At 74.5% G+C, this 21,334-nt stretch carries 19 protein-coding genes; 5 read left to right on the forward strand and 14 right to left on the reverse strand.

What is annotated here, in order from left to right; genetic code table 11:
- Positions 1 to 132: 132 nt before the first annotated feature.
- Together VGP36_23550 and VGP36_23555 are read right to left on the reverse strand one after the other, a co-directional pair.
- Positions 133 to 1,047, reverse strand: coding sequence for a magnesium transporter CorA family protein (locus tag VGP36_23550; protein HEV7657686.1), 915 nt, complete (start codon positions 1,045 to 1,047; stop codon positions 133 to 135).
- Positions 1,048 to 1,125: 78 nt separating this feature from the next.
- Positions 1,126 to 1,365: a DUF6458 family protein gene (locus VGP36_23555; GenBank protein HEV7657687.1), complete on the reverse strand. Its 240-nt coding sequence runs from the start codon at positions 1,363 to 1,365 to the stop codon at positions 1,126 to 1,128.
- Positions 1,366 to 1,453: 88 nt separating this feature from the next.
- On the opposite strand from VGP36_23555, the gene guaA reads away from it, so the two are divergent.
- On the forward strand, positions 1,454 to 3,007 hold the full coding sequence (guaA, locus tag VGP36_23560; GenBank protein ID HEV7657688.1) for a glutamine-hydrolyzing GMP synthase: 1,554 nt from the start codon (positions 1,454 to 1,456) through the stop codon (positions 3,005 to 3,007).
- Between the two features lie 16 nt (positions 3,008 to 3,023).
- On the opposite strand, the gene VGP36_23565 is transcribed toward guaA, so the two are convergent.
- The 4 genes from VGP36_23565 to VGP36_23580 form a co-directional block, all read right to left on the reverse strand.
- Positions 3,024 to 4,082, reverse strand: a complete 1,059-nt coding sequence (locus VGP36_23565) for a hypothetical protein (GenBank protein ID HEV7657689.1) — start codon at positions 4,080 to 4,082, stop codon at positions 3,024 to 3,026.
- Positions 4,083 to 4,187: 105 nt separating this feature from the next.
- Entirely contained in the window at positions 4,188 to 6,512 is a 2,325-nt protein-coding gene (locus VGP36_23570; protein HEV7657690.1) for a hypothetical protein, read from the reverse strand.
- Positions 6,513 to 6,612: 100 nt separating this feature from the next.
- Positions 6,613 to 6,804 carry a hypothetical protein gene (locus tag VGP36_23575; GenBank protein HEV7657691.1) on the reverse strand — a complete coding sequence of 64 codons (192 nt, stop codon included), beginning with the start codon at positions 6,802 to 6,804 and terminating at the stop codon, positions 6,613 to 6,615.
- Positions 6,791 to 8,464: a PspC domain-containing protein gene (locus tag VGP36_23580; protein HEV7657692.1), complete on the reverse strand. Its 1,674-nt coding sequence runs from the start codon at positions 8,462 to 8,464 to the stop codon at positions 6,791 to 6,793. Before VGP36_23580 ends, VGP36_23575 begins: the two co-directional genes overlap by 14 nt.
- A 158-nt stretch (positions 8,465 to 8,622) precedes the next feature.
- Between VGP36_23580 and VGP36_23585 the strand changes: the two genes are divergently transcribed.
- Both VGP36_23585 and VGP36_23590 read left to right on the forward strand, forming a co-directional pair.
- Complete coding sequence (locus VGP36_23585) at positions 8,623 to 9,837, forward strand: PspC domain-containing protein (GenBank protein HEV7657693.1); 1,215 nt, start codon at positions 8,623 to 8,625, stop codon at positions 9,835 to 9,837.
- The gene (locus VGP36_23590) at positions 9,834 to 10,487 is read left to right on the forward strand and encodes a response regulator transcription factor (protein HEV7657694.1); all 654 of its coding nucleotides are present in this window, start codon (positions 9,834 to 9,836) and stop codon (positions 10,485 to 10,487) included. Before VGP36_23585 ends, VGP36_23590 begins: the two co-directional genes overlap by 4 nt.
- Before the next feature lie 43 nt (positions 10,488 to 10,530).
- Here VGP36_23590 and VGP36_23595 read toward each other — a convergent pair whose 3' ends face one another.
- From VGP36_23595 to rimI, 3 genes are read right to left on the reverse strand one after another with little or no spacing between them, the layout of a single operon-like run.
- A complete protein-coding gene (locus VGP36_23595) occupies positions 10,531 to 11,448 on the reverse strand; it encodes a hypothetical protein (GenBank protein ID HEV7657695.1) in 918 nt (305 codons plus the stop codon).
- Entirely contained in the window at positions 11,445 to 11,939 is a 495-nt protein-coding gene (locus VGP36_23600; GenBank protein ID HEV7657696.1) for a SigE family RNA polymerase sigma factor, read from the reverse strand. The genes VGP36_23595 and VGP36_23600 overlap by 4 nt, the downstream gene beginning before the upstream one ends.
- A 45-nt stretch (positions 11,940 to 11,984) precedes the next feature.
- On the reverse strand, positions 11,985 to 12,443 hold the full coding sequence (gene rimI, locus VGP36_23605) for a ribosomal protein S18-alanine N-acetyltransferase (GenBank protein HEV7657697.1): 459 nt from the start codon (positions 12,441 to 12,443) through the stop codon (positions 11,985 to 11,987).
- Positions 12,444 to 12,560: 117 nt separating this feature from the next.
- Here rimI and VGP36_23610 point away from each other — a divergent pair, with 117 nt between their 5' ends.
- A complete protein-coding gene (locus VGP36_23610) occupies positions 12,561 to 13,232 on the forward strand; it encodes a hypothetical protein (GenBank protein HEV7657698.1) in 672 nt (223 codons plus the stop codon).
- Here VGP36_23610 and VGP36_23615 read toward each other — a convergent pair.
- From VGP36_23615 to alr, 4 genes are read right to left on the reverse strand one after another with little or no spacing between them, the layout of a single operon-like run.
- Entirely contained in the window at positions 13,225 to 16,221 is a 2,997-nt protein-coding gene (locus VGP36_23615; GenBank protein ID HEV7657699.1) for a TIR domain-containing protein, read from the reverse strand. The genes VGP36_23610 and VGP36_23615 overlap by 8 nt on opposite strands.
- A gap of 13 nt (positions 16,222 to 16,234) precedes the next feature.
- Positions 16,235 to 16,894 carry a uracil-DNA glycosylase gene (locus tag VGP36_23620; GenBank protein ID HEV7657700.1) on the reverse strand — a complete coding sequence of 220 codons (660 nt, stop codon included), beginning with the start codon at positions 16,892 to 16,894 and terminating at the stop codon, positions 16,235 to 16,237.
- Positions 16,891 to 17,982, reverse strand: a complete 1,092-nt coding sequence (locus VGP36_23625) for an alpha/beta hydrolase (GenBank protein HEV7657701.1) — start codon at positions 17,980 to 17,982, stop codon at positions 16,891 to 16,893. Before VGP36_23625 ends, VGP36_23620 begins: the two co-directional genes overlap by 4 nt.
- Positions 17,983 to 18,025: 43 nt before the next feature.
- Positions 18,026 to 19,141 (reverse strand): alanine racemase, encoded by a 1,116-nt coding sequence (gene alr / locus VGP36_23630; protein ID HEV7657702.1) that lies wholly within the window; start codon positions 19,139 to 19,141, stop codon positions 18,026 to 18,028.
- Positions 19,142 to 19,846: 705 nt separating this feature from the next.
- On the opposite strand from alr, the gene VGP36_23635 reads away from it, so the two are divergent.
- Positions 19,847 to 21,025, forward strand: coding sequence for a serine hydrolase domain-containing protein (locus tag VGP36_23635; GenBank protein ID HEV7657703.1), 1,179 nt, complete (start codon positions 19,847 to 19,849; stop codon positions 21,023 to 21,025).
- Here the strand turns inward: VGP36_23635 and VGP36_23640 are convergent.
- Complete coding sequence (locus VGP36_23640) at positions 21,022 to 21,288, reverse strand: hypothetical protein (GenBank protein HEV7657704.1); 267 nt, start codon at positions 21,286 to 21,288, stop codon at positions 21,022 to 21,024. The two genes, VGP36_23635 and VGP36_23640, sit on opposite strands and share 4 nt — an antisense overlap.
- Between the last annotated feature and the right edge of the window lie 46 nt (positions 21,289 to 21,334).

A 21,334-nucleotide genomic window follows, 5' to 3' on the forward strand; every position in this document is an offset into this window, starting at 1 on the left:
TCGACATCGTGCTGGCCGGGGTGGCCGACCGGGAGGCCGGCTCGGGTTCCTGCTCACGTTCCGGCTGCCGGAGCGGGCGCGGCCCGAGGCGGTCCCCGCGCACTGACCGCCTTGCCGGAAGAGGGGCCGGCTCTAGAGCCAGCCCTTCCTCTTGAAGATGGCGTAGACGCCGATCGCGAGCGCGATCGTCACCACGGTGCTGACCAGGAACCCCCACATCGTCCCCGAGCCCGGGTACGGGACGTTCTGGCCGTAGAAGCCGGTGACGGCGGTCGGGACCGCGATGATCGCGGCCCAGCCGGAGAGCTTGCGGACGACCTGGTTGAGGTTCGCGTTGGCCAGCGACAGGCCCACGTCGAACATCGTGGCGACCGTGTCCCGCAGCCCGTCGTTCCACTCGTTGGTCCGCACCACGTGGTCGTGCAGATCCCGCAGCCGCTCGGTCAGCTCGGTCGGGTGGGCCGGGTCGGCGTGCCGGATCAGGGTGTCGGCGACGTCCCGCATCGGCAGCACGACCTTGCGGATCCCGGTCATCTGCCGCCGCAGCATGTACGTCTGCCGCTGGATGTCGTGCCCGGAGCGCGGCTGCTGGTCGAACAGCCGGTCCTCGGCGTCCTCGACCCGGTCGTCGATCTCCTGCAGGCAGGACAGGTGGCCGTCGACGACGACGTCGAGCAGCCCGTACAGCAGGGCCTTGGGGCCGAACTCGAGCAGGTCCGGGTTGTCGTCCCAGGCCCTGACCACCGGCTCGATGTCGAAGTCCGGCCCGCGCACGGTGACCAGCGCCCGCGGCAGCACGAAGGCCGAGACCCTCGACAGCCGCAGCTCGTTCTCGGCGTTGGTGCTCATCCCGTACGTGGTGACGAACAGGTGGCTCGGATAGCGGTCGATCTTCGGGCGTTCGTGGTGTTCGAGGGCGTCTTCGACCGCGAGCGGGTCCAGGCCGAGCTCGTCCGCGAGCTGGTTCAGGTCGTCCTGATCAGGCAGGCAGAGGTCGGCCCAGACGAGGGTGTCGTTCTCCTGCAGGTAGTCCGAGACGGCCGACATCGGGAAGTCCTCTTTCTCGAGGACCTCCTTCCGCCACACCCGGGTGCGCGCCACGCGCCCGTTCCCCGTGCCGCTCGATTAGGGAAGCTCGTCGTCGGAGTAGATCCGCCGCTCCTCCACGATTCCGCCGGGCTCCAGCGGCTCACCCCGGTTGGCGCGGGTCGCCAGGATGATCAGCGAGAGCAGGAACAGGACGCCGCCGACGATCATGAGAATGACGCCGACGGTCGCCAGGTCGATCCCGCTCGGCGACCAGTCGACCGCGAACGTGAGGATCGCCCCTACGGCGAACACGAACAGGCTTGCACCGATCTTCACCGGATTTCCTCCTCTGTCGGTTCGAGTGTGTACCCGTAACCGATCCTCGGCACACGGCTCGACGCGCCGGACGCCTAAGCTCTTTCGGGTGACGGTTGACCCCACCGCCGACCTCGTCCTCGTCGTCGACTACGGCGCGCAGTATGCGCAGCTCATCGCCCGCAGAGTGCGCGAGGCGAAGGTCTACTCGGAGATCGTGCCGCACGACACCCCGGTGGCCGAGATCCTGGCCCGCCGGCCGAAGGCGGTGATCCTCTCCGGCGGCCCCTCCTCGGTGTACGCGCCGGGCGCGCCGCAGGCCCCGACCGAGCTCGTGCACGCGGGCGTACCGACCCTCGGGATCTGTTACGGCTTCCAGGCGATGGCCCAGGCCCTCGGCGGGACCGTCGCGCGGACCGGCCGGTCGGAGTTCGGGCGTACGCCGCTGTCGGTCTCCGGCGCCGGCGGGGTGCTGTCGTTCGCGCCGGGCCCGGTCTGGATGTCGCACGGGGACGCGGTCTCGGCCGCGCCCCCCGGGTTCGCGGTGACGGCGTCCACTCCGGACAGTCCGGTGGCCGCGTTCGAGGACCCGGCCCGCGGGCTCTACGGCGTCCAGTTCCACCCCGAGGTGCTGCACACCGCGGGCGGGCAGGCGATCCTGGAACGGTTCCTCTACGACGGGGCCGGCTGCCGTCCACTGTGGACCGAGGCCAACATCGTCGAGGAGCAGGTCACGGCGATCCGGGCCCAGGTCGGCGGCAAGCGGGTCATCTGCGGGCTCTCCGGCGGGGTCGACTCCGCGGTCGCGGCGGCGCTCGTGCAGCGTGCGGTCGGGGACCAGCTCACCTGCGTGTTCGTCGACCACGGGCTGCTGCGGCTGGGCGAGGCGGCCCAGGTCGAGGACGACTTCGTGGCCGCGACCGGCGTCCGGCTGCACGTCGTGGACGCTGCGTCCCGATTCCTCGAGGCGCTGGCCGGGGTGTCCGACCCGGAGCAGAAGCGGAAGATCGTCGGCCGCGAGTTCATCCGGGCGTTCGAGGGGGCGGCGCGGGCGATCGCCTCGTCCGACGGCGTCGAGTTCCTCGTGCAGGGGACGTTGTATCCGGACGTGGTCGAGTCCGGCGGCGGGTCCGGTGCGGCGACGATCAAGTCCCACCACAACGTCGGCGGGCTGCCCGACGACCTCCAGTTCTCGCTGGTCGAGCCGCTGCGGACGCTGTTCAAGGACGAGGTCCGCCGGGTCGGGCTGCAGCTCGGCCTGCCGGCGGAGATCGTCTGGCGGCAGCCGTTCCCCGGGCCGGGGCTGGCGATCCGGATCGTCGGCTCGGTGACCGCGGACCGGCTGTCGGTGCTGCGCTCGGCCGACGCGATCGCCCGGGCCGAGCTGAGCGCGGCCGGGCTGGACCGCGAGATCTGGCAGTGCCCGGTGGTGCTGCTGGCCGACGTCCGGTCCGTGGGTGTGCAGGGCGACGGGCGGACGTACGGGCATCCGGTCGTGCTGCGGCCGGTCTCCTCCGAGGACGCGATGACCGCGGACTGGACGCGGGTGCCGTACGAGGTCCTGGAGCGGATCTCGACCCGGATCACCAACGAGGTGCGCGAGGTCAACCGCGTCGTGCTCGACGTGACTTCCAAGCCGCCGGGCACGATCGAGTGGGAGTGATCCGCGCGACCTGCGGCTAGCCGCAGGTCCAGACGATCGGGCGCTCGGGGTTCACGCCGACGCCGGTGGCGATCCAGCTGCCGCCGACCTGGGTGCCGTCGTCGCTGATCGAGCTGGCGGTGCTGACCGTGCCCACGTCCGGCAGCTGGACCGCGTCGACCCCGGGCCAGACCGCGGCGTGCGCCGGGTTGCCGTTCGGGTCCTCCAGGGTCCCGGCGGCGGTGCCCGCGGCGGTCACGGCGGACAGCGACGCCTTGCCGCCGTTGAGCACCCGCGGCGCCGTCGCGGCCCAGAGCACCGGCCGGTCCCCGAGCCCGCCCGCGACGAGCTCCGCCCCGGCGATCCAGGTCCCCGCGGTCGCGGTCGCGATCGCGCTCTCCCCCGCGACGGCCGGGCGCAGGGCGTCCACGGTGGTCTGGGACGGACGGCCCTTGATCGCGGTGAAGCCGCCGCCGGTGTCCCGGCGCAGGCCGACGACCCGGTTGGCGGCATCGACGGCGTTGAGGTCCGTCGCCGCGTACTGCCGGACGATCGTCGGGGTGGCACCGGCGAGGGACCAGATCACGCCGACCTCGTGGCCGGCGGCGTCGGTACGCCAGCCCGCCGCGAGGTTGTTGTCGTTGATGCTCAGCGCGCGGGCGGACGGGCCGCTGCCGGCCGGCAGCGGGAGGGCCGCCGCCACGCCGGCCCGCCAGACGATCGCGGTGGAGACGTTGCCCGCGGCGATGCTCCAGCCGACCGCGGTGCCGGCCCGGTTCACGTCCTGCGCGACGGTCGGGGTGCCGAACGGCTGCCCGAGGTCGACGACCCCGCCGGCCCGCCAGAGGGCGGCGTGCTGGGCCTTGGCCAGGAAGGCGTAGCCGGAGTACGTACCGGCGCCGTCGGTGCCGAGCACCGCCCCGCCGTGGTTGGCCGAACCGGGCAGCGCCGGCAGCTTGGTCGCGGTCCAGGTGCAGGCCGTCGCGGCGTCGGCGGCGCCGGACGGGATCACGATCGCGGCGGCGATGGCGGCGACTCCGGCGGCACCCGCGGCGACGAGGGCGATGCCGCGGCGGCGCGGCAAGAACGTGGGCATGCGGGTCCCCAACCGTGACTGGACTGTTCATTCGGAGGCTATCCACCGGTCTGCGAGTCTCGCGGCGAATTCCGGCAAAAGCCCACTTTGCCCACCCGGCGCCGGTCAGCCGACGTACGGGGCGCAGGAGGGTTCGGCGGAGAGGGCGGTGCGGAGGGCGAGCGGGGTGCCGGCGGACGGGCGGGCCAGGGCGGAGCTGATCGCGCCGGTCGCGCCGTCGGCGCCGGTGAGCAGGGCCTGGAGCTGGATCTGGAAGGTGGCGGCGGCCTTCGGGTCGAGGCGGGCGGCGCGGGCGGAGAAGTCGCGCAGGGCGCCGGCCTCGGTGCCGATCGCGGCGGCGAACGAGTCCGTGTACTCCTGGCCGCCGGCGACGTCGACCACGCCCGCGTCCAGGACCGTGGTCCGGAGCTGGTCGGTCCGGCCGGCGATCGTCGTGTAGTACGTGGCGACCGCGGTCCGGACCTTGGTCCGGTCCTCCTCGCGCGCGATCGAGGTCACCAGCGCGCTGTTGCTGGAGTCGACGGACTGCTGCCAGTCGCGCACGCTGCCGCAGACCGACCTGGCGTAGTCCGCCGGCGGGACGCCGGCGTCACGCAGCAGGAAGTACCAGACGCCGGCGCCGACCAGGGCCAGGGCGAGCACGAGGCTGGTGAGGACGGCGAAGACGGAGCGGCGACGGTGCTTCCTGGGAGGGTCGGCGTCCGTGGCCCGACGGGACTTCGGCTCCTCGGCCCGCTCGCGCGTCGGCTCCTGATCCCGGCTGCGCGTCGGCTTCTCGTCGCGGGTGCGCGTCGGCTTCTCGTCGCGGGTGCGCTTCGGCTTCTCGTCGCGGGCCTTACGGCGGGCGCGGCGGGTCTTCGGCTCGTCGTCCCACGGGTCCGGGTCGGCCTGCCTGCGGGGCTCGTCGTCCCACGGGTCCGGCGCGCGGAGGCCGCGGGTCTCGGCCGGGGGCTCGGCGGCCTCCCGCCGGGCCCGGCGGGACCGCAGCTCGTCGTCCGGGTCCGGCCGGCCGTACTGCGACGCACCGTCGGCGGCCGAGCCGAACCCGTCGCCCTCCGGCGCGGCTCGACCGTCGCCCGGCCCCGGCCGGTAAGAGGTGGCGCGGCCGTAGGGCGCACGGGTGTCGTCGGCCGGGCCCGACGGACCGTAGGGGGCGGGGCCGCCCTCGACCGGGCCCGACGGACCGTAGGGGGCGGGGCCGCCCTCGGCCGGGCCCGACGGGCCGCGGGGCGAGCCATAGGCGGTAGGGCCGTCCTCGGTCGGGCCTGACGGACCGCGGCCGTAGGGCGCCCGGGCGTCGTCGGCCCGGCCCGGCGAACCGTAGGGCGAGGCGTAGGGCGCACGGGCGTCGTCGATCGGGCCCGGCGAACCGTACGGCGCACCGGCGTCGTCGGTCGGGCCCCGCGAACCGTGGGGCGAGCTGTAGAGGCCAGGGCTGTCGTCGATCGGGCCTGACGGACCGCGGCCGTAGGGCCGGCGGGCGTCGTCGATCGGGCCGGGCGGACCGTACGGCGAGCGATACGGGGTGGGGCGAGACGGATCGGCCGTGTCCTCGGCCGGCGGGCGGTAGGCCGGGTCGGGGATCTCGCGGCGGGATGCTCCGGTCGGGGGCGAGAAGCCGCCGGCCGGAGGCAGGTACGACGCGGGCGAGACGTCCTCCGCCGCGCGGCGCTCCTCGGCCTCCCGGCGGGCGCGCCGGGACCGCGGGGCGGGCTCCTCCGGACGCTCCCCTGCCGGAGGCAGGTACGCCGACGGCGAGTAGTTGTCGTCCGCCTCCGCCGCTTCCCGCCGCGCCCGTCGCGACCGCGGCCCCGCCTCGCCGTCAACCGGACTCGACGTCCCGTGCCGGTCGCCCGGAGCGGCGCCGTCAACGGGGCCTCGGTAGCGGTCGGAGGCACCAGGGCTTCCCGGGGCGTACCGGGGTGGGTCCGGGGGCGGGCCGTAGGAGTTGGTGGGGGACGCCGCGGTCGGAGGGAGTTGGTCGCCCGCATGACGGTCGGGCGTGGCGTGGCGGGAGCCGGGGTCGGCGGGCCGGGCCGCGTAGTCCGGCGGCTCCGGATCGGACCGCGGCGCCGGGGGCGCATACGCCTCGCCGGCGGAGCGGGGCGCGGGCTGCCCGTACCGGTCCGGCGGGCCATACCGGTCCGGCGCGGGCGACGGCGGAGCCGGAGTGGGCGCGTACCGGTCCGGCGCGGGCGACGGCGGAGTCGGCAGGTACCGGTCCGGCGGGCCGGCGGCGTCGGGTGCGGCGTAGCGGTCGGGCGGGACGGCGCGGGGGTCGGGCGGGCGGGCCGCGGGGAGGTCGTCCATGAGCTGCGGCAGCGGCGTACCCCAGAGGACGTGCCGCCGGAGCACGTCGTACTGCGCGTCGCTGATCTCGCCGCGCTGGTACATGCCCTTGAGCAGCGCGAGATCGTCCTGGGACGTCATCTCGCGCTCCGCACGCCGAGCAGCGTAAGGGGTACGGGCCGAATAGGACCCGGACCGGCGGCAGGACCGACCCCCGCAGGCGTGGCCTGCGGGGGTCGGGTCAACTGCCGGATCGGGACCGGCGGGCCAGGCTGGCGATCAGCCCGACCACGCCGACGGAGATGAGCAGCGTCGGCAGCGGCCAGCCGTCCAGCGCGCCGCCGGGGTCGTCGGACAGGCCCCAGATCAGCGCCCCGCCCACGAAGAACAAACCCAGGACCAGCGAGATCACGTCCAGCTCATGCCTGCGCACGGGTCACCCTCACTTGTCCGATGTTGACATCCAGGTCCAGTGCCAGGTCCACGGCGCCGTCACCAGCGCCGGGGCCGTGGTCGATGATCGTCCGGGCCGGCGACGTGCCGTCCTCGGTCTGCCCGAGCAGGTCGAGCTCGCCGAGTCCGGCCTTGCCGTCGATGCTGACGTCGGCGTCCGCCGGCAGGATCACGTCGACGTCGCCGACACCGGTGGACGCCTTGATCCGGAGCAGCTCGTTCTCGGGCAGGACCAGATCCGAGAGGTCGATCCGGAGATCGCCGACTCCGAGGCGGTACTCGGGCTGCAGCTCGGCGACCGACTGCGGGGTGTACACCCGCGTGCCGACGCCACCCTCCAGCGAGATGCCGGACGTGCTCACGACGACGAGCAGGGCGAGGCTCGGCAGGCCGAGCCAGGCCAGCCACCGCGCCCGGCCCAGGAAGGTGCCGACCAGCAGGCCGAGACCGATGATCCCGGTCGCCAGCGCCAGGTAGTCCTTGGTCGCGGGGTGGGTGGCGTCGCCGGAGTCGAGCGCGGCGGTGATCCCGACCACGATGAGCAGCACGCAGATCGTGAGCACGCCCAGGATCGAGTGCTCCCGGCGCGGCTTGGGGACCGGCGGCGGGGCGGTCACCGTCGCCGTCGCGCCCTGGTACGCCGGCGCCGCGGGCTGATACGCGGGCTGGGCGGGCTGATACGCCGCCGGCCCGGGCTGGTAGGCGGTCGCGCCGGTCGGTGGCACGGTCTCGTACGCGGCCGGCGCCGGCTGGTACGGCTCGGGTCCGGCCGGCTGCGGTGGGCCGCCGGCCCGGCGGTCCTGCAGGTTCCGGATGAGGAAGAACCCGCCGCCGACCAGGATGAGCACCAGGGCCAGGTCGCGGGCGTCGCCGAGGGCGAGCACGCCGGCCAGCACCAGGCCGGCCAGGACCAGCGCGAGCGCGGCCGCGGTGTCGCGGGCCCGGCGGGAGCCGCCGGGGTTGCGGCCGATCAGCGACTCGACCGGGGAGGCCTGCTGGTCGGCAGCGGGGAGGAACAGCCAGCCGACCGCGTACAGCAGGAGGCCGCTGCCACCGAAGAGGGTGAGCACCGCGAACAGGACGCGGAACAGGACCGGGTCGACGCCGGTGAACTCGCCCAGTCCGCCGGCGACGCCGGCCACGACCTTCCGGTCCGTGCTGCGGGTCAGCCGCCGGCTTCCCCCGGGCCAGAACCCCGGCGGGGTCCCGCCACCGGGCGGCACCCCACCCGAAGGCGGCACTCCACCCGACGGCGGCCAGGGCGGCACTCCACCCGACGGGGCATCGCTCGGCGGGGCATCGCTCGGCGGCGCCGTGCCGGGAGGAGGCGGGAACTCGCCGGACGGTGTCCCGGCGTCGCCGACCACGGTCGGCTCGTCCAGCACGGTCGGCGGCTCGTCCGCGGCGGGTGCCGTGGGGTGAGCGGCCGGAGCATCGGTCGTGGGGACCGGCCCGGGGATGCGAGCCGTCTCCGCCTCGGACGCGGAGGCAAGGTCCCGAGCCGACTCGGCCGGAGCCGCATCCGCACCCGGGGGGAACTCGGGAGCCGACTCGGCCGGAGTAGCCGGGCCGACCTGCTCGACCGGCGGGACGTCCGGAGAGGGGGTGGGGGGTGGGGAGGTGGGGTCCTGCTCGTTCATGGGTCGATCGTGTCGCTGCCGGGAGGCCGCCGGTATCGGGGATGGCCCTGATCGAACCCTGGTCCCGAAGACCAGGGGCGTCCCCGTGGCCGCACCCCCACCGCGGGTGCCACCATCGGGACCACAGTCAGTGAACACACCGACCAGAGGAGAGAACGGTGCAGCTCGCGGCCCCGGCGCCGCCCCGGCTCTACCGCGCGGCCGACGGCCGCGTGGCGGCCGGCGTCGCCCAGGGCCTGGCCACCCACTTCTCGGTCAAGCCGTTGTACGTCCGGGTCGCCTTCGCCGCCCTGACCCTCTTCAACGGCTTCGGTGTGGTCGTCTACCTGGCGCTGTGGGCGGTAGTCCCGCAGGAGCCGGTCACGCCGGGCGCGGAGCCCCGCCGCCGGCGCGGCCTGGAGCGCGGCACCGCGGTGGCCCTGGCCGCGGTCACCGGCGGCGCCCTGTTGCTGGTGAACGGCATCCCGCTGCTGGGCGACAACCTGCTGCTGGTCCCGGTGCTGCTGGCCGGCGCCGGCCTGGCCCTGCTCTGGAGCCAGGCCGACGCGGACCAGCGCGAACGGTGGCGCCGGATCTCGCTGTTCGACAGCGGCGCCGAACCGACCGCGCGGTGGATGGCGATCGGCCGGTTCGCCGGCGGCGGGATCCTGGTCGCGGCCGGGGTCGGCTCGTTCCTGCTGCTGTCGGGCACGCTGTCCGCGGCCCGGGACGGCCTGATCGCGGCGGTCGCCGTACTGGCCGGGCTGGCGCTGCTGACCGCGCCGCTGTGGTGGCGGCTGGTGGCCGACCTGACCGAGGAGCGCCGGGAGCGGATCCGCTCCCAGGAGCGCGCCGACCTGGCCGCCCACCTGCACGACTCGGTGCTGCAGACGCTGGCACTGATCCAGCGGCACGCCGACTCGCCCCGCGAGGTCGCCCGGCTGGCCCGCGGCCAGGAGCGGGAGCTGCGGACCTGGCTCTACCGGCCCGAGGACCGGCAGCAGTCGAAGTTCGCGGCCGCGCTGGAGGCGGTCGCCGGCGAGGTCGAGGATGCGTACGTGGTCCAGGTCGAGAGCGTCGTCGTCGGCGACGCCGAGGTCGACGAGCACCTCGGCGCGCTGGTCCAGGCGAGCCGGGAGGCGCTGGTCAACGCGGCCAAGCACGCCGGCGTCGGCACCATCTCGCTGTACGCGGAGATCGAGCCGGACGAGGTCACCGTCTTCGTCCGGGACCGCGGCGCCGGCTTCGACCCGGAACAGGTCGGCGACGACCGGCACGGGGTCCGCGGCTCGATCGTGGGCCGGATGGAACGGCACGGGGGGAAGGCCGCGATCCGCAGCCGGCCCGGCGCCGGCACGGAGGTCGAGCTGACGATGGACAGGAGCCCGGTATGAGTGAGCAACCAGTGCGGGTCGTGCTGGTCGACGACCACTCGATGTTCCGGTCCGGCGTCCGCGCCGAGCTCGCCACCGACGCGGGCGTGCAGATCGTCGGCGAGGCCGGCGGCGTCGGCGAGGCCGTGGCGGTGATCAACCGGACCACCCCGGACGTGGTGCTGCTGGACGTGCACATGCCCGACGGCGGCGGCAAGGCCGTGCTGGACCAGGTGGCCAAGACGCACCCGGAGGTGCGGTTCCTGGCCCTGTCGGTCAGCGACGCGGCCGAGGACGTGATCGGGGTGATCCGGGCCGGCGCCCGCGGCTACGTGACCAAGACGATCTCCGGCGCCGACCTCGGCGACGCGGTCCGCCGGGTCAAGGACGGCGACGCGGTGTTCTCGCCCCGGCTGGCCGGGTTCGTGCTGGACGCGTTCACCCGCAACCCCGAGGCGCCGGTGAACGACCCGGAGATGGACCTGCTGACCGCCCGGGAGCGGGAGGTGCTGCGCCTGCTCGCCCGCGGGTACGCGTACAAGGAGATCGCGTCCCGGCTGTTCATCTCGGTCAAGACGGTCGAGACGCACGTGTCGTCGGTGCTGCGCAAGCTGCAGCTCTCCAACCGGTACGAGCTCTCCCGCTGGGCGACCGACCGCCGCCTGGTCTAGGACCAGGCGGCGAGACGACCGACAACAGCCAGGACCAGCCACCTCAGCCGACGTCGACCACGGCCCACTGGTCGGTCTGCCGGCCGGTGGAGCGCACGTCGACCACCACCCGCTGCAGCGGCCGCAGCCCGAGCGCGGTCACGGTCTCCTCCGGGACCAGGACGGTCACCACGCCGTGGTTCACCGGGTCGGCCTCGTCCGTGCAGGCGACCGTGGTCAGCAGCCGGCCGGTCACCCGGAACTCCAGCCGGACGTCCCGCACGCAGAAGACCACGACGACGAAACCGTGCGCCTCCCGGACGAGGCCCGGGATCGTCAGGGTCAGCGGGCCGCCGGCCGGGTGGTCGAAGCCGCTGAGCAGCGCGCCCGGCACCTGCTCCCGCCCGATGCTGCCGGCGTAGAGCGGCACCAGCAGGCCGACGGTCCAACTGCCGAGCGAGCTGGGGCGCACCGCCACGTTGCCGCCCGCCGGGGCGGCCGCGAGCAGCACACCGACCTGGTTCGGGTCGAGCGGCAGCGCGCCCTCCCAGTGGTCGCCGACCGGCACCCGGCAGCTCAGCCGCAGCTCCGGCCCCGAGCCGGACACGTTGCGCAGCCGCAGGTCGCCGGCGTGCTCGCAGCGGGCGACCACGACGCCCGCCGAGGGAATGACGCTCCAGGTGGCGTCCCCGTCGAAGGCGAAGTACTGCCCGCCGCGGTAGCCCTTGACCGGGTGCGAGGTCGTGTCGTCGGCGAAGTACGGGCCGGTCGGGGCTCCGGTCGGCAGCGCGTCCGGGGTGCCCGGCAGCCGGGTCAGCAGCACGCCGGCTGCCACCACCAGCACCAGGGCCAGGGTTGCCCCGGCCGTGCGCCGGCGGCGGATGCCGCTGATCCGGGAATGCACGTCGCGGACCCGGCCCGCGTTGTCCGGGAGGTCGCCGGCCCGGTCCGACAGCAGCTCGCGCAGCTCGTTCTCGATCACTGTCCGCCTCCGATCGTCCGGGCGAGGTCGCCGTCGCGGCGCAGCGCCGCCAGCGCCTTGGCTGCCTGGCTCTTCACCGTGCCCTTGCTGATGCCGAGCGCGGCCGCGGTATCCGCCTCGGACAGGTCCTCGTAGTAGCGCAGCACCACGACCGCCCGCTGCCGCCGCGGCAGCGTGCCGAGGGCCCGCCACAGCGCGTCCCGGTCCTCGACCGTGGTGACCGCCGCAGCCGGGACCTCGGGCAGCTCCCCGGTCGGCCGCTCGCCGATCCATTTCCGCCGCCACCAGGTCGCGTACGTGGTGACGAGCACTCGCCGCACGTACGGCTCCGGCGGCCCGTCGATCCGCCCCCAGGCGAACCAGCACTTGGCCAGCGCGGTCTGCAGCAGGTCCTCGGCCAGCGCGTGCTCGCCGGTGAGCAGGTAGGCGGTGCGCAGCAGCAATTGGGACCGGGTCGCGACGAACTCGTCGAACCCCTTGCGGTCGGCCATGGATGCTCCTCCTCGGTCAACGGGAAGGACCATTCGGGACAGCGGTCAGGTTGCCGGCTCGAACTCCCGCACCATCACCAGGGCGTCGGTGCCGCTGGGTTGGTAGTACTTGCGGCGCCGGCCGACCGGGACGAACCCGTGCCGCTCGTACAGCCGCCGCGCGACGGCGTTGTCCACCCGGACGTCGAGGAACACCGTGCGCGCCCCGGCCGCCGCGAGCAGGTCGCGCAGCAGCAGCGTGCCGATCCCGCGACCCTGCACGGCCCCGGTCACGCCGATCGTCAGCACGTGGGCCTCGTCACCGAAGACGGCCAGGCCCGCGTACCCGACCAAGGCCGCGGCGTCGATCGCGACGACGTAGTGCCGGGTCGCGGACTCGGCCAGCTCGTTCCAGAACGCGGCCGCCGACCAGGTCTCCTCGCCGAACAGCTCGTGCTCCAGCCCGAGCACCGGCTCGACGTGCCACCAGCGCATCCGGGTCAGCTCGATCCCGCCCTCGGACACGAACCGAGCGTAGTCGCTCACAGGGTGGAACGGGCGGTACGCCCGATGCGTCCGCATGGGTGACCCAACCCGGGAGAGGAGTACGCCGTGCGTTCGACGCCCGGATACGGTGGCCCCATGCGCAGACGCTTTGCCGTTGCTCTGATCGGTCTTTGCGGGCTCCTCGCGGGCTGCGCCAGCACGGTCACCGGCACCGGCCAGCTCGCCGCGGGGGCGGCGTTGCCCAGCGGCGCGAGCGCGTCCCCCTCGGCGAGCCCGGCCCCGAGCGCGTCGAGCTCCTCCGACGACCAGGGCCGCCGGTCGCTGGCCTGCTCGGGGCAGAAGATCTCGCCGGCCGGCTCGCCGTACTGCTTCGTCATGCCGGCGGGCTTCCAGGACGTCTCGTCCTCGGTCACCGTGGACGCCAGCATCGGCCAGGAGAAGTACCGCTCGGCCGTCGCGCTCGGTGACCGCGACCTCATCATCGTCAGCGTGTACGAGCTGAAGGCCGACACCGACTCGATCAGCGACGACACCCTCGAGGGCGAGCTGAAGACGGTGCTGGCGCAGCTGGCCCAGCAGGGCTTCACGTTCAAGACGACCGCGGCCGACAAGACCACGGTCGACGGCGCCCGCAGCTTCAGCTACCACGCCAGCCAGAAGTCCTCCGGGCTGGAGTCCGACGTCTACTTCCTCTTCCGCGGCACCAACGAGCTGCAGGTCAACTGCCAGTGGAAGACTAAGGAGGCCGACATCACCAAGGGCTGCACGTCCGTCCTCGCCAGCCTCCAGTTCAAGTCCGTCAAGTAAGCGCGGCGAGCAGGTCCCGCATCGCGGTCCGGTCGTCCAGGCCGCTGCGGAAGTCGACCCAGTCGAACGTCCGCAGGAACGGCGGCACGTTCCGGTCCGCCACGCCCGGCAGCAGCACCGGCACGATCCGCAGCGGCCCGTCGCCGTGCGCGTCGAGGAAGCGCTGCAGGAACACGTAGTACTCCTGGGCCTGCCAGCGGCTGAGGTCATGCGGTCCGACCACGATCGCCGCGACCGGCACCTGCATCATCAGCCGTTCCAAGGTCGGCACGAACTGGTCGGAGGCGAGCATGCCGTCCTCGTCCAGCCAGGCCAGGATGCCTTCGCCGGCGAGCTCGCGGGCCAGGCAGCGGACGTGCGGCTTGTCCGCCCCGTTGTGGCAGAGGAACACGTGGTAGCGCTGCTCCAGCATCCGGGCCGGCAGCACGGTGAGCCGCTGCTGCCGGCGCTGCTGGTCGTAGGCGTTGCGTTCCAGGTCGGGGATCCGGTCGTCCCCCTTCGAGGACAGCTCGGCCAGGTCGTCCAGGGGCATGTGCTCGCCGCAGCCGGAACAGATCACCGTCTCGCAGCGGTCGGCCCGGCGCAGCGCGACGAACTCCGGCGGCACCGGCGGATGACCGAGGCTGCATTGGTAGACCCGCTCCCCCACCACCGAGCCGGCCAGCGCGGTCTGGGTCAGCTGCTCGTTGACGTAGCGGAGGAAGAGCAGCCGGATGTCGGTCTCGACGTCCGGCTCGAAGAACACGACCAGCCGGCCGCTGGAGTCGTCACCGGGCCGGGCGTAGGAGACCTCGAGCCCGCAGCGCTGGCCGCGCGGTCCCCGGAACAGCGCCGCCCGCCGGTAGAAGCGGTCCCGGCTGAACGTGACCGAGTTGGCCAGCCGGACCACGACGGTGGAGTAGATCGCCGAGACCGGCCCGCTGAAGGTGAACTCGACCGCCCGGACGTACCCGCCGGGGTAGTCGGGCAGGTCGGCCCGGACCTCGGAGGGGAAGACCAGCATCTCGCCGCGGTCGGTGCCGACCCGCAGCACCAGGCCCTGGCCGACGATCTCCTCGACCGCCGCCAGCAGCATCACCCGCTCGTACGCGCCGGGCAGCCGGGTGTGCTCGAACTCGCCCCGGACCGCGGCCCGCTCGGACAGGAAGCCGAGCCCGTCGGGCTCGTCCCGGGCCGCGTGGGCGAGCCAGGCCGCGTAGTTGTCGAGCATCTCCGGCTGCAGCAGCCACTGCCCCTCGAACCGGACCTGGCTGATCAGCCCGGCCGCCTCCTGCCGGAGCAGGCAGCTGTGGAACAGCGTGGTGTCCACGACGTCGTGCCCGGACACCACCGAGAACTCGCTCCGCAGCGTCTGCTCGTCCACGAGCAGCCGGCCCTCCTCCTTCTCCCGGGCGACGAACCCCTGGATCTCGGCGAACAGCGCCGGGGCCGAGATCGCCGGCAGCGCCTTCCAGTCGATCCGGCGCCGGATCTCGTCCTGCAGCGCCTCGATGCCGCGGCCGAGCTCGGCGCTGGTCTCCAGGAAACCCGCGAACCCGTACCGGGTCAGCACCTCCTCGATCCGCGCCCGGCTCACGCTCGGTCCGCCCCGGTCGGTCCGGGCCGCGACGAGCAGCTTGACCAGCGGCGCCCCCCGGGACGCCTCGTCCAGCGCCGCCGACCAGTACGCAACCCCCGCGAACGGGTCGCTCTCCGAGTGCGCGTCGAACAGCACCAGCCCGACCGCGACGTCCCGCAGCGAGAGCCGGTGGAAAAGCCGGTAGCCGGGCTGTCCGGCCAGGTCCCAGAGCAGGATCTCGCGGGTCTCCTCCGGCGTTCCCGACCGCTCGTACGTCCAGACGTACCGGCCGTGCGTGGAGGAGGTCGGCCGGTAGTTCTGGCCGGTCAGCACCAGCGCCAGGCCGGACTTCCCGACCCCGCTGTCGCCGACCAGCACGACCTTGGCGTTGCGGTACTCGCGCCGGCGGGCCGCCGGGGCACTGCCGCGCCGGTACGGCACGGCCCGCACCGGCGCGACGGTCCGGGCCAGGCCGGCCAGGTTCCACACCGCCAGGCCGAGCTCGTCCACGCCCGCGAACTCCGCCCGGCCGGGCCGGAACCCGGCCGCGACCCGGCGCCCGGCCCGGGTCCGGCCGGGCAGGCTGCCCAGGTACGACATCGACGCCATCGACCAGACGTGGTCGGCGTCCTCGTCCTGCACGACCAGCAGCGAGCCCAGGGCCGAGGCGTCCACGGCCAGCGGCCGGCGGGCGCTGGCCTCCTCCAGCCGGCGGACCAGCCGCCCGGTGGCCGCCTCCCAGATCGCCGCGGCCCCGTCGTCGCCGATCGAGACGACCTCGCCCGACTCCAGCAGCGCGAGGCCGTTGACGAACGCGGACCCGTGCGGGCCGGTCACCGTGCAGTCCGGGATCAGCTCGTACCCGGTCCATCGGTAGAAGGTCAGCGACGGGGTGGCCGAGCTCAGCGACGGGTAGCCGCGGCCGGCCACGACCAGCCGGCCCGGCCCGCACCAGAGCAGCCGGGCGAAGCGCTCCCGGATCCGCTCGGTCGCCAGCAGGGCGCCGGTGCCGGGATCCCAGACATGCAGCTCGTCCTCGTCGACGAGCGCGACCAGCACGGACCCGTCCGGCGACCAGGCCACGTCGGACAGGTGCTTGACCGTCGCCCGCAGCTGCCGCTCGAAGACGAGGTTGTCGGGTCGGACGGAGAACACGCCGACGTACCCGATCCGGGCGCCGACGAAGAACTCCCGCGAGGTCGGTGACCACTCCAGGTACGCGCTGTCGTTGGCCGGCAGACCCTCGATGGCCGGGCCGGATCGTTCCAGCGAGTCGCCCCACCGGACCTCCAGGCGGCCGTCGCAGGTGTAGACGGCCAGCAGCAGCCCGTCCGGCGACCATCGGCTCGAGGCGATGCCCCCGGGCAGCCGGTATCGGCGGAACGGTGCACGGTCCGACAGGTCGGACGCTTCCCCCGCGCGGTGATGCACGGCGGGAGTGTAGTCAACCTTGCGTCGTGTGCGAATTCGACGCAATAAGGGATGCAGCGGTTCTTAAATCGGTGCGCAAATGGGCGCGGGGGGCGCCGTTGGGGCCGAAGCGGATGGCGGCCGAGGGGTGGTAGGTCGGCAGGATCCGGTGGCCGCCGACCTCGTGCACGGTGCCGCGGACGGAGGCCAGCGACTTGCCGCGGCCGAGGAACGCGACCGCGGCCGAGAGCCCCAGCGTGACGATCAGCTCGGGGGCGATCAGCTCCAGCTTGCGGTCCAGCCAGCCCCGGCACCGGGTCGCCTCGGTGGTGGTCGGGGTGCGGTTGCCGGGCGGCCGGCACTGCAGCACGTTGACCACCGCGACCGCGTCCCGCGCCAGGCCCGCCTCGGCCAGCAGCTCGTCCAGCAGCCGCCCGGCCCGGCCCACGAACGGGCGGCCGGCCTTGTCCTCCTCGGCCCCGGGGGCCTCGCCGACCAGCGCGAGCCGGGCCCCGGCCGGGGCGTCGCCGACCACGACCGTGGTCCGGGTGGCGGCCAGCTCCTCGCAGGCCACGCAACCCTGGGCCGCCGAGGACAGGGCGTCCCAGGTGGCGCACTCCTGGGCGGTCGCCGCCACCGACAGGGCGGCCTTGTCCAGCCGGAAGCGCGGGCCGGCCGGCCGCGAGGTGCTCACCGGACCCCCCGCGTGACCCCGCCGGCCGCGGCCCGGTACGCCCGGTGCAGGAACGCCCGCAGCCGCAGGTTCACGATCGCCGGCCGCTCCATCATCGCCAGGTGCCCGGCACCCTCCAGGATCAGCAGCTCGGCGGTGGGCAGCGCGTCGGCCATCCGGCGGCTGTGCTCGACCGGGGTGAGCAGGTCCTTGTCGCCGACCGCGATGAGCGTCTCCAGGTCCCGCAGCCGGGACAGCGCGGACAGCTTGTCGTGCGCGTTCAGGGCCGGGAAGAACTCGGCCACCACCTCGACCGGGGTGGCCGCGATCATCTTCCCGACGTACTCGACCAGGGCCGGGGAGACGTCGGACGAGCCGAAGGAGTAGCGCCGGGTCAGCAGCCAGGCGATGTCCGAGCCGATCCGGCGGCCCCGCTCGATCAGGCCGGAGCGCGACCGCATCACCCGCAGCGCCAGCGGCAGCACCGGCGCCCGCAGCCTGGTCGCGAGCGCGGGCAGGCCCAGGCTGACCTCGGCCAGCCGGCCGGTCGAGGTCGACAGCAGCGCGACCCCGATCACCCGCGGCCCGAACAGCTCCGGGTGCCGGTCGGCCAGCGCCATCACCGTCATGCCGCCCATCGAGTGCCCGACCAGCACCACCGGACCGGCCGGAACCAGGTCGGACAGCACCCGGAACAGGTCGTCGCCGAGCTGGTCGATGGTCGCGGACTCGGCCGGGGCCCGGCCCGAGCGGCCGTGCGAGCGGCAGTCGTAGAAGACCATCCGCAGCCGGGGCCGGGTCATGTCGGCCAGCCCGAGACGCTGGTAGTACCAGGACCCCATGGCCAGGCAGTAGCCGTGCACGAAGACCACGGTCAGCGGCGCGTCCCGGGGGCCGACCTCCTCGACCGCGAGCGGCAGCCCGTCGTCGGTGGTGACGGTCCGGATCCGGTCGGCCCGCAGCTTGCCGAACGGCTCGTCCGCCTCGGGGTCCGGGCCGTTGCGGATCCGGCCGATCGCGTACCGCTCGGTGGCCAGGCCGACCGCGGCCCCGGCGGCGACCAGACCGGCCACCCCGGCGACGATCCCGGCCCGCCGGACCGCGCTCACCGGGCCACCCCGTTCGGTCCCGGCCCGGCCGGTCCCGGCCCCGTCACGGCAGCCGGCCCCGGTACGAGCGGGGCACCCGGGCCCCGACCCGGGTCACGATCTCGTAGGAGATGGTGCCGGTCGCGTCCGCCCAGTCCTGCGCGGTCGGCTCGCCGCCGCGGCCCGGGCCGAACAGCACCACCTCGTCCCCGGCCGCGACCGCGTCGTCGCCGACGTCGACGACGAACTGGTCCATGCAGACCCGGCCGGAGACGGTCCGGCGCTGCCCGGCCAGGAACAGCGGCCCGACCGAGGTGGCGTTGCGCGGCACCCCGTCGGCGTACCCGAGCGGGACCAGGGCCAGACCGGTCTCGGCCTCGGTCGTGTAGACGTGCCCGTACGAGACGCCGCTGCCGGCCGGGACCCGCTTGGCCAGCGCGACCGACGAGCGCAGCGTCATCGCCGGGGTCAGCCCGTAGCCCTCGGGCGGGACCGGGGTCAGGCCGTAGACGGCGATGCCCGGGCGGACCAGGTCGAAGTGCGCGGCCGGCAGGGTCAGCGTGGCGGCCGAGTTGGCCAGGTGCCGCAGCGGCGGGTCGACGCCGAGCCGCTTGGCCGCGGCCACCGCCTCGCCGAAGACCTCGATCTGGTGGGCGATGGTCGGGTGCCCGGGCTCGTCCGCGTACGCGAAGTGGCTCCAGATGCCGATCACCTCGACCTCGCCCGCGGCGGCGGCCTTGGCCGCGGCGGTGACCAGGTCGGCCCAGTCCGCGGCGGGCGCGCCGCCCCGGGACAGCCCGGTGTCGATCTTCAGGTGCACCCGGGCCGGCCGGCCGGCGTCCCGGGCCGCCGCGGCCAGCTCGGCCACCGCCCAGGGCGCGCTCGCGGACAGGTCCACGTCGGCGGCGACCCCGGCGGCCAGGTCCTCACCCGGCGTGGCCAGCCAGGACAGCATCGGCGCGGTGATCCCGTCCCGGCGCAGCGCCAGCGCCTCCTCCAGGAACGCGACCCCGAGCCAGTCCGCTCCCCCGGTCAGCGCGGCCCGCGCGGCCGGGACCAGGCCGTGCCCGTACCCGTCGGCCTTGACCACGGCCATCATCTGGGCCGGGGTGCGGGACCGCAGCAGGGCCACGTTGTCCCGGATCGCGTCGAGGTCGACGACCGCCTCCGACCGCACCATGCCGCCCATCCTCGCAGAGCGTGTACGCCCCCGACCGGCCCCGGTCCGCCCAGGCCTGGAGGCGGTGCCGGGCGCCAGACCCCGAACTACGTATGACCGTGCGCTACCGAAAGGTAGCCCCGAGACTGTGTCGACGTGGTGAAGCAACGATGAAGAGCGGCTCAAGGCCGACCGGGTCGCATTGCGCTGCCCCGCCGGGTGCCGCAGCCGGTGCACCCCGCGGCGGATGCTGCCGGCGCCGGGCTCCGACGTCCCGGCCACGTACGAGATCCAGTCCGCGGCCGTCCCCACCGCGCCGCCCGCCCGCCGCCGTTCGTCGTCGCCGTCCCACCCGGCGACTGTCCGCGCTCGCCGACGCCGCCCGGATCGCCGCCCCCGCCGCCGGGGCGAGCCGCTCACCCCGGCCACCCGGGCCGAGAAGAGCGAGATGATGGCGGCTGCGGCCGCCACGACCGAGCTGAAGCGGGCGGTCGAGCGGTTCGGCGCGAGCGAACGCGGACCGATGGCCGAGCTGGTCGAGACCATCCCGGCTTCCTCAGCGCCGCCGGATAGCCGGTCCCGCACGCGCCGCCGGTCAACGCCGCCCGGCGGCGTCCGGGGTGGCCCCCACGCTGCGATGTCAGCCGGCCGGCGGCGCCCAGGCGGGTGCCGCGAGGGCGGCAACCGGGCTAAAGTCGTGGCCTGCCATCGAGCGACAGGAGTGGGATGAGCGCGTTCACCGCGACAGGCATCGAACGGCTGCACCGGGTGCTGGCCCGGCACGTGGACAGCGGGGAGATCCCCGGCCTGGTGGCGCTGGTCGACCGGGGCGGCGACACCGCGGTCGTGCTGGCCGGCGAGACCGGGATCGACGGCCCGCCGGTCGCCCGGGACACGATCGTCCGGATCGCCTCGATGACCAAGCCGATCGTCGCGGTCGCGGCGCTGACGCTGGTCGAGGAGTGCGTGCTGCGGCTGGACCGGCCGGTCGACGATCTGCTGCCCGAGCTGGCCGACCGCCAGGTGCTGAAGGCCCTGGACGGCCCGCTCGACGAGACCGTCCCGGCCGAGCGGCCACTCACGCTGCGCGACCTGCTCACGTTCACGATGGGCTTCGGCATGCTGGGCGTCGACCCGGCCGACTACCCGATCCTGGCCGCGGCCAACGAGCGCGAGCTCGGGATCGGCGCACCGGACCCGGCCCGGACGCCGGCCCCGGACGAGTGGATGCGGCGGCTGGGCGAGCTCCCGCTGATGTGGCAGCCGGGCGAGCGGTGGGCGTACAACCTGTCCGCGGACGTGCTCGGCGTGCTGGTCGCCCGGGCCGCCGGGATGTCGCTGGGCGACTACCTGGCCGAGCGGGTGTTCGGGCCGGTCGGGATGCCGGACACCGGGTTCTTCGTCCCGAAGGAGAAGCTGGACCGGTTCGCCACGGCGTACACGCCCGATCTCGAGACCAGGACGTTGTCCGTCTACGACCCGGTGGACGGGGCCTGGAGCACGCAGCCGGCGTTCGAGTCCGGCGCCGGCGGGCTGGTGTCGACCGCGGACGACATGCGCGCATTCGGGCGGATGCTGCTGTCCGGCGGCGACGGCGTGCTGTCCCGGGCCTCGATCGCGGCGATGACCACCGACCAGCTCACGCCGGCCCAGCGCGAGGTCGTGGCCTGGGTGCCGTTCGAGGGCACGAGCTGGGGCTTCGGCCTCGGCATCGCCACCCAACGGCGCGGTCCCGACTCCAACCCCGGCCGCTTCGGCTGGGACGGCGGTCTCGGTACGTCCTGGTCCTGCGACCCCGGCGAGGACCTCGTCGGGGTGCTGCTCACCCAGGTCCAGTGGGCCGACCCGGCGGGACCGACCGTCGCGGCCGACTTCTGGACCGGGGCGTACGCGGCCCTCACCTAAACCCGGCCGCTCGGGGTCAGCCCGCCGGCGCTGTCGATCCCCTGACCGCGCCAGCAGCCGAGCGTGACGTGCCTGCCGTACGCCTTGACCAGCACGGCCGGCGCGCTAGCGAGCGTCCAGACCGGGTGGCCGTACCAGACCACGCCCTCGGCCCCGGGCAGCTCGGCCGCGACGAGCGCGGCCAGCTGCGCGGCGACGTCCCGCATCGGCGGCGGCAGCGCCTCGACGTACCGGGTGATGGCGGGCGTGGTGGTGGTGGTCATGGCGTGGGTCCCTCCGGCCGCTGGGCGCAGGCAGCCACATCGCGGT

Source organism: Mycobacteriales bacterium (assembly GCA_035995165.1).
Taxonomy (GTDB): domain Bacteria; phylum Actinomycetota; class Actinomycetes; order Mycobacteriales; family CADCTP01; genus CADCTP01.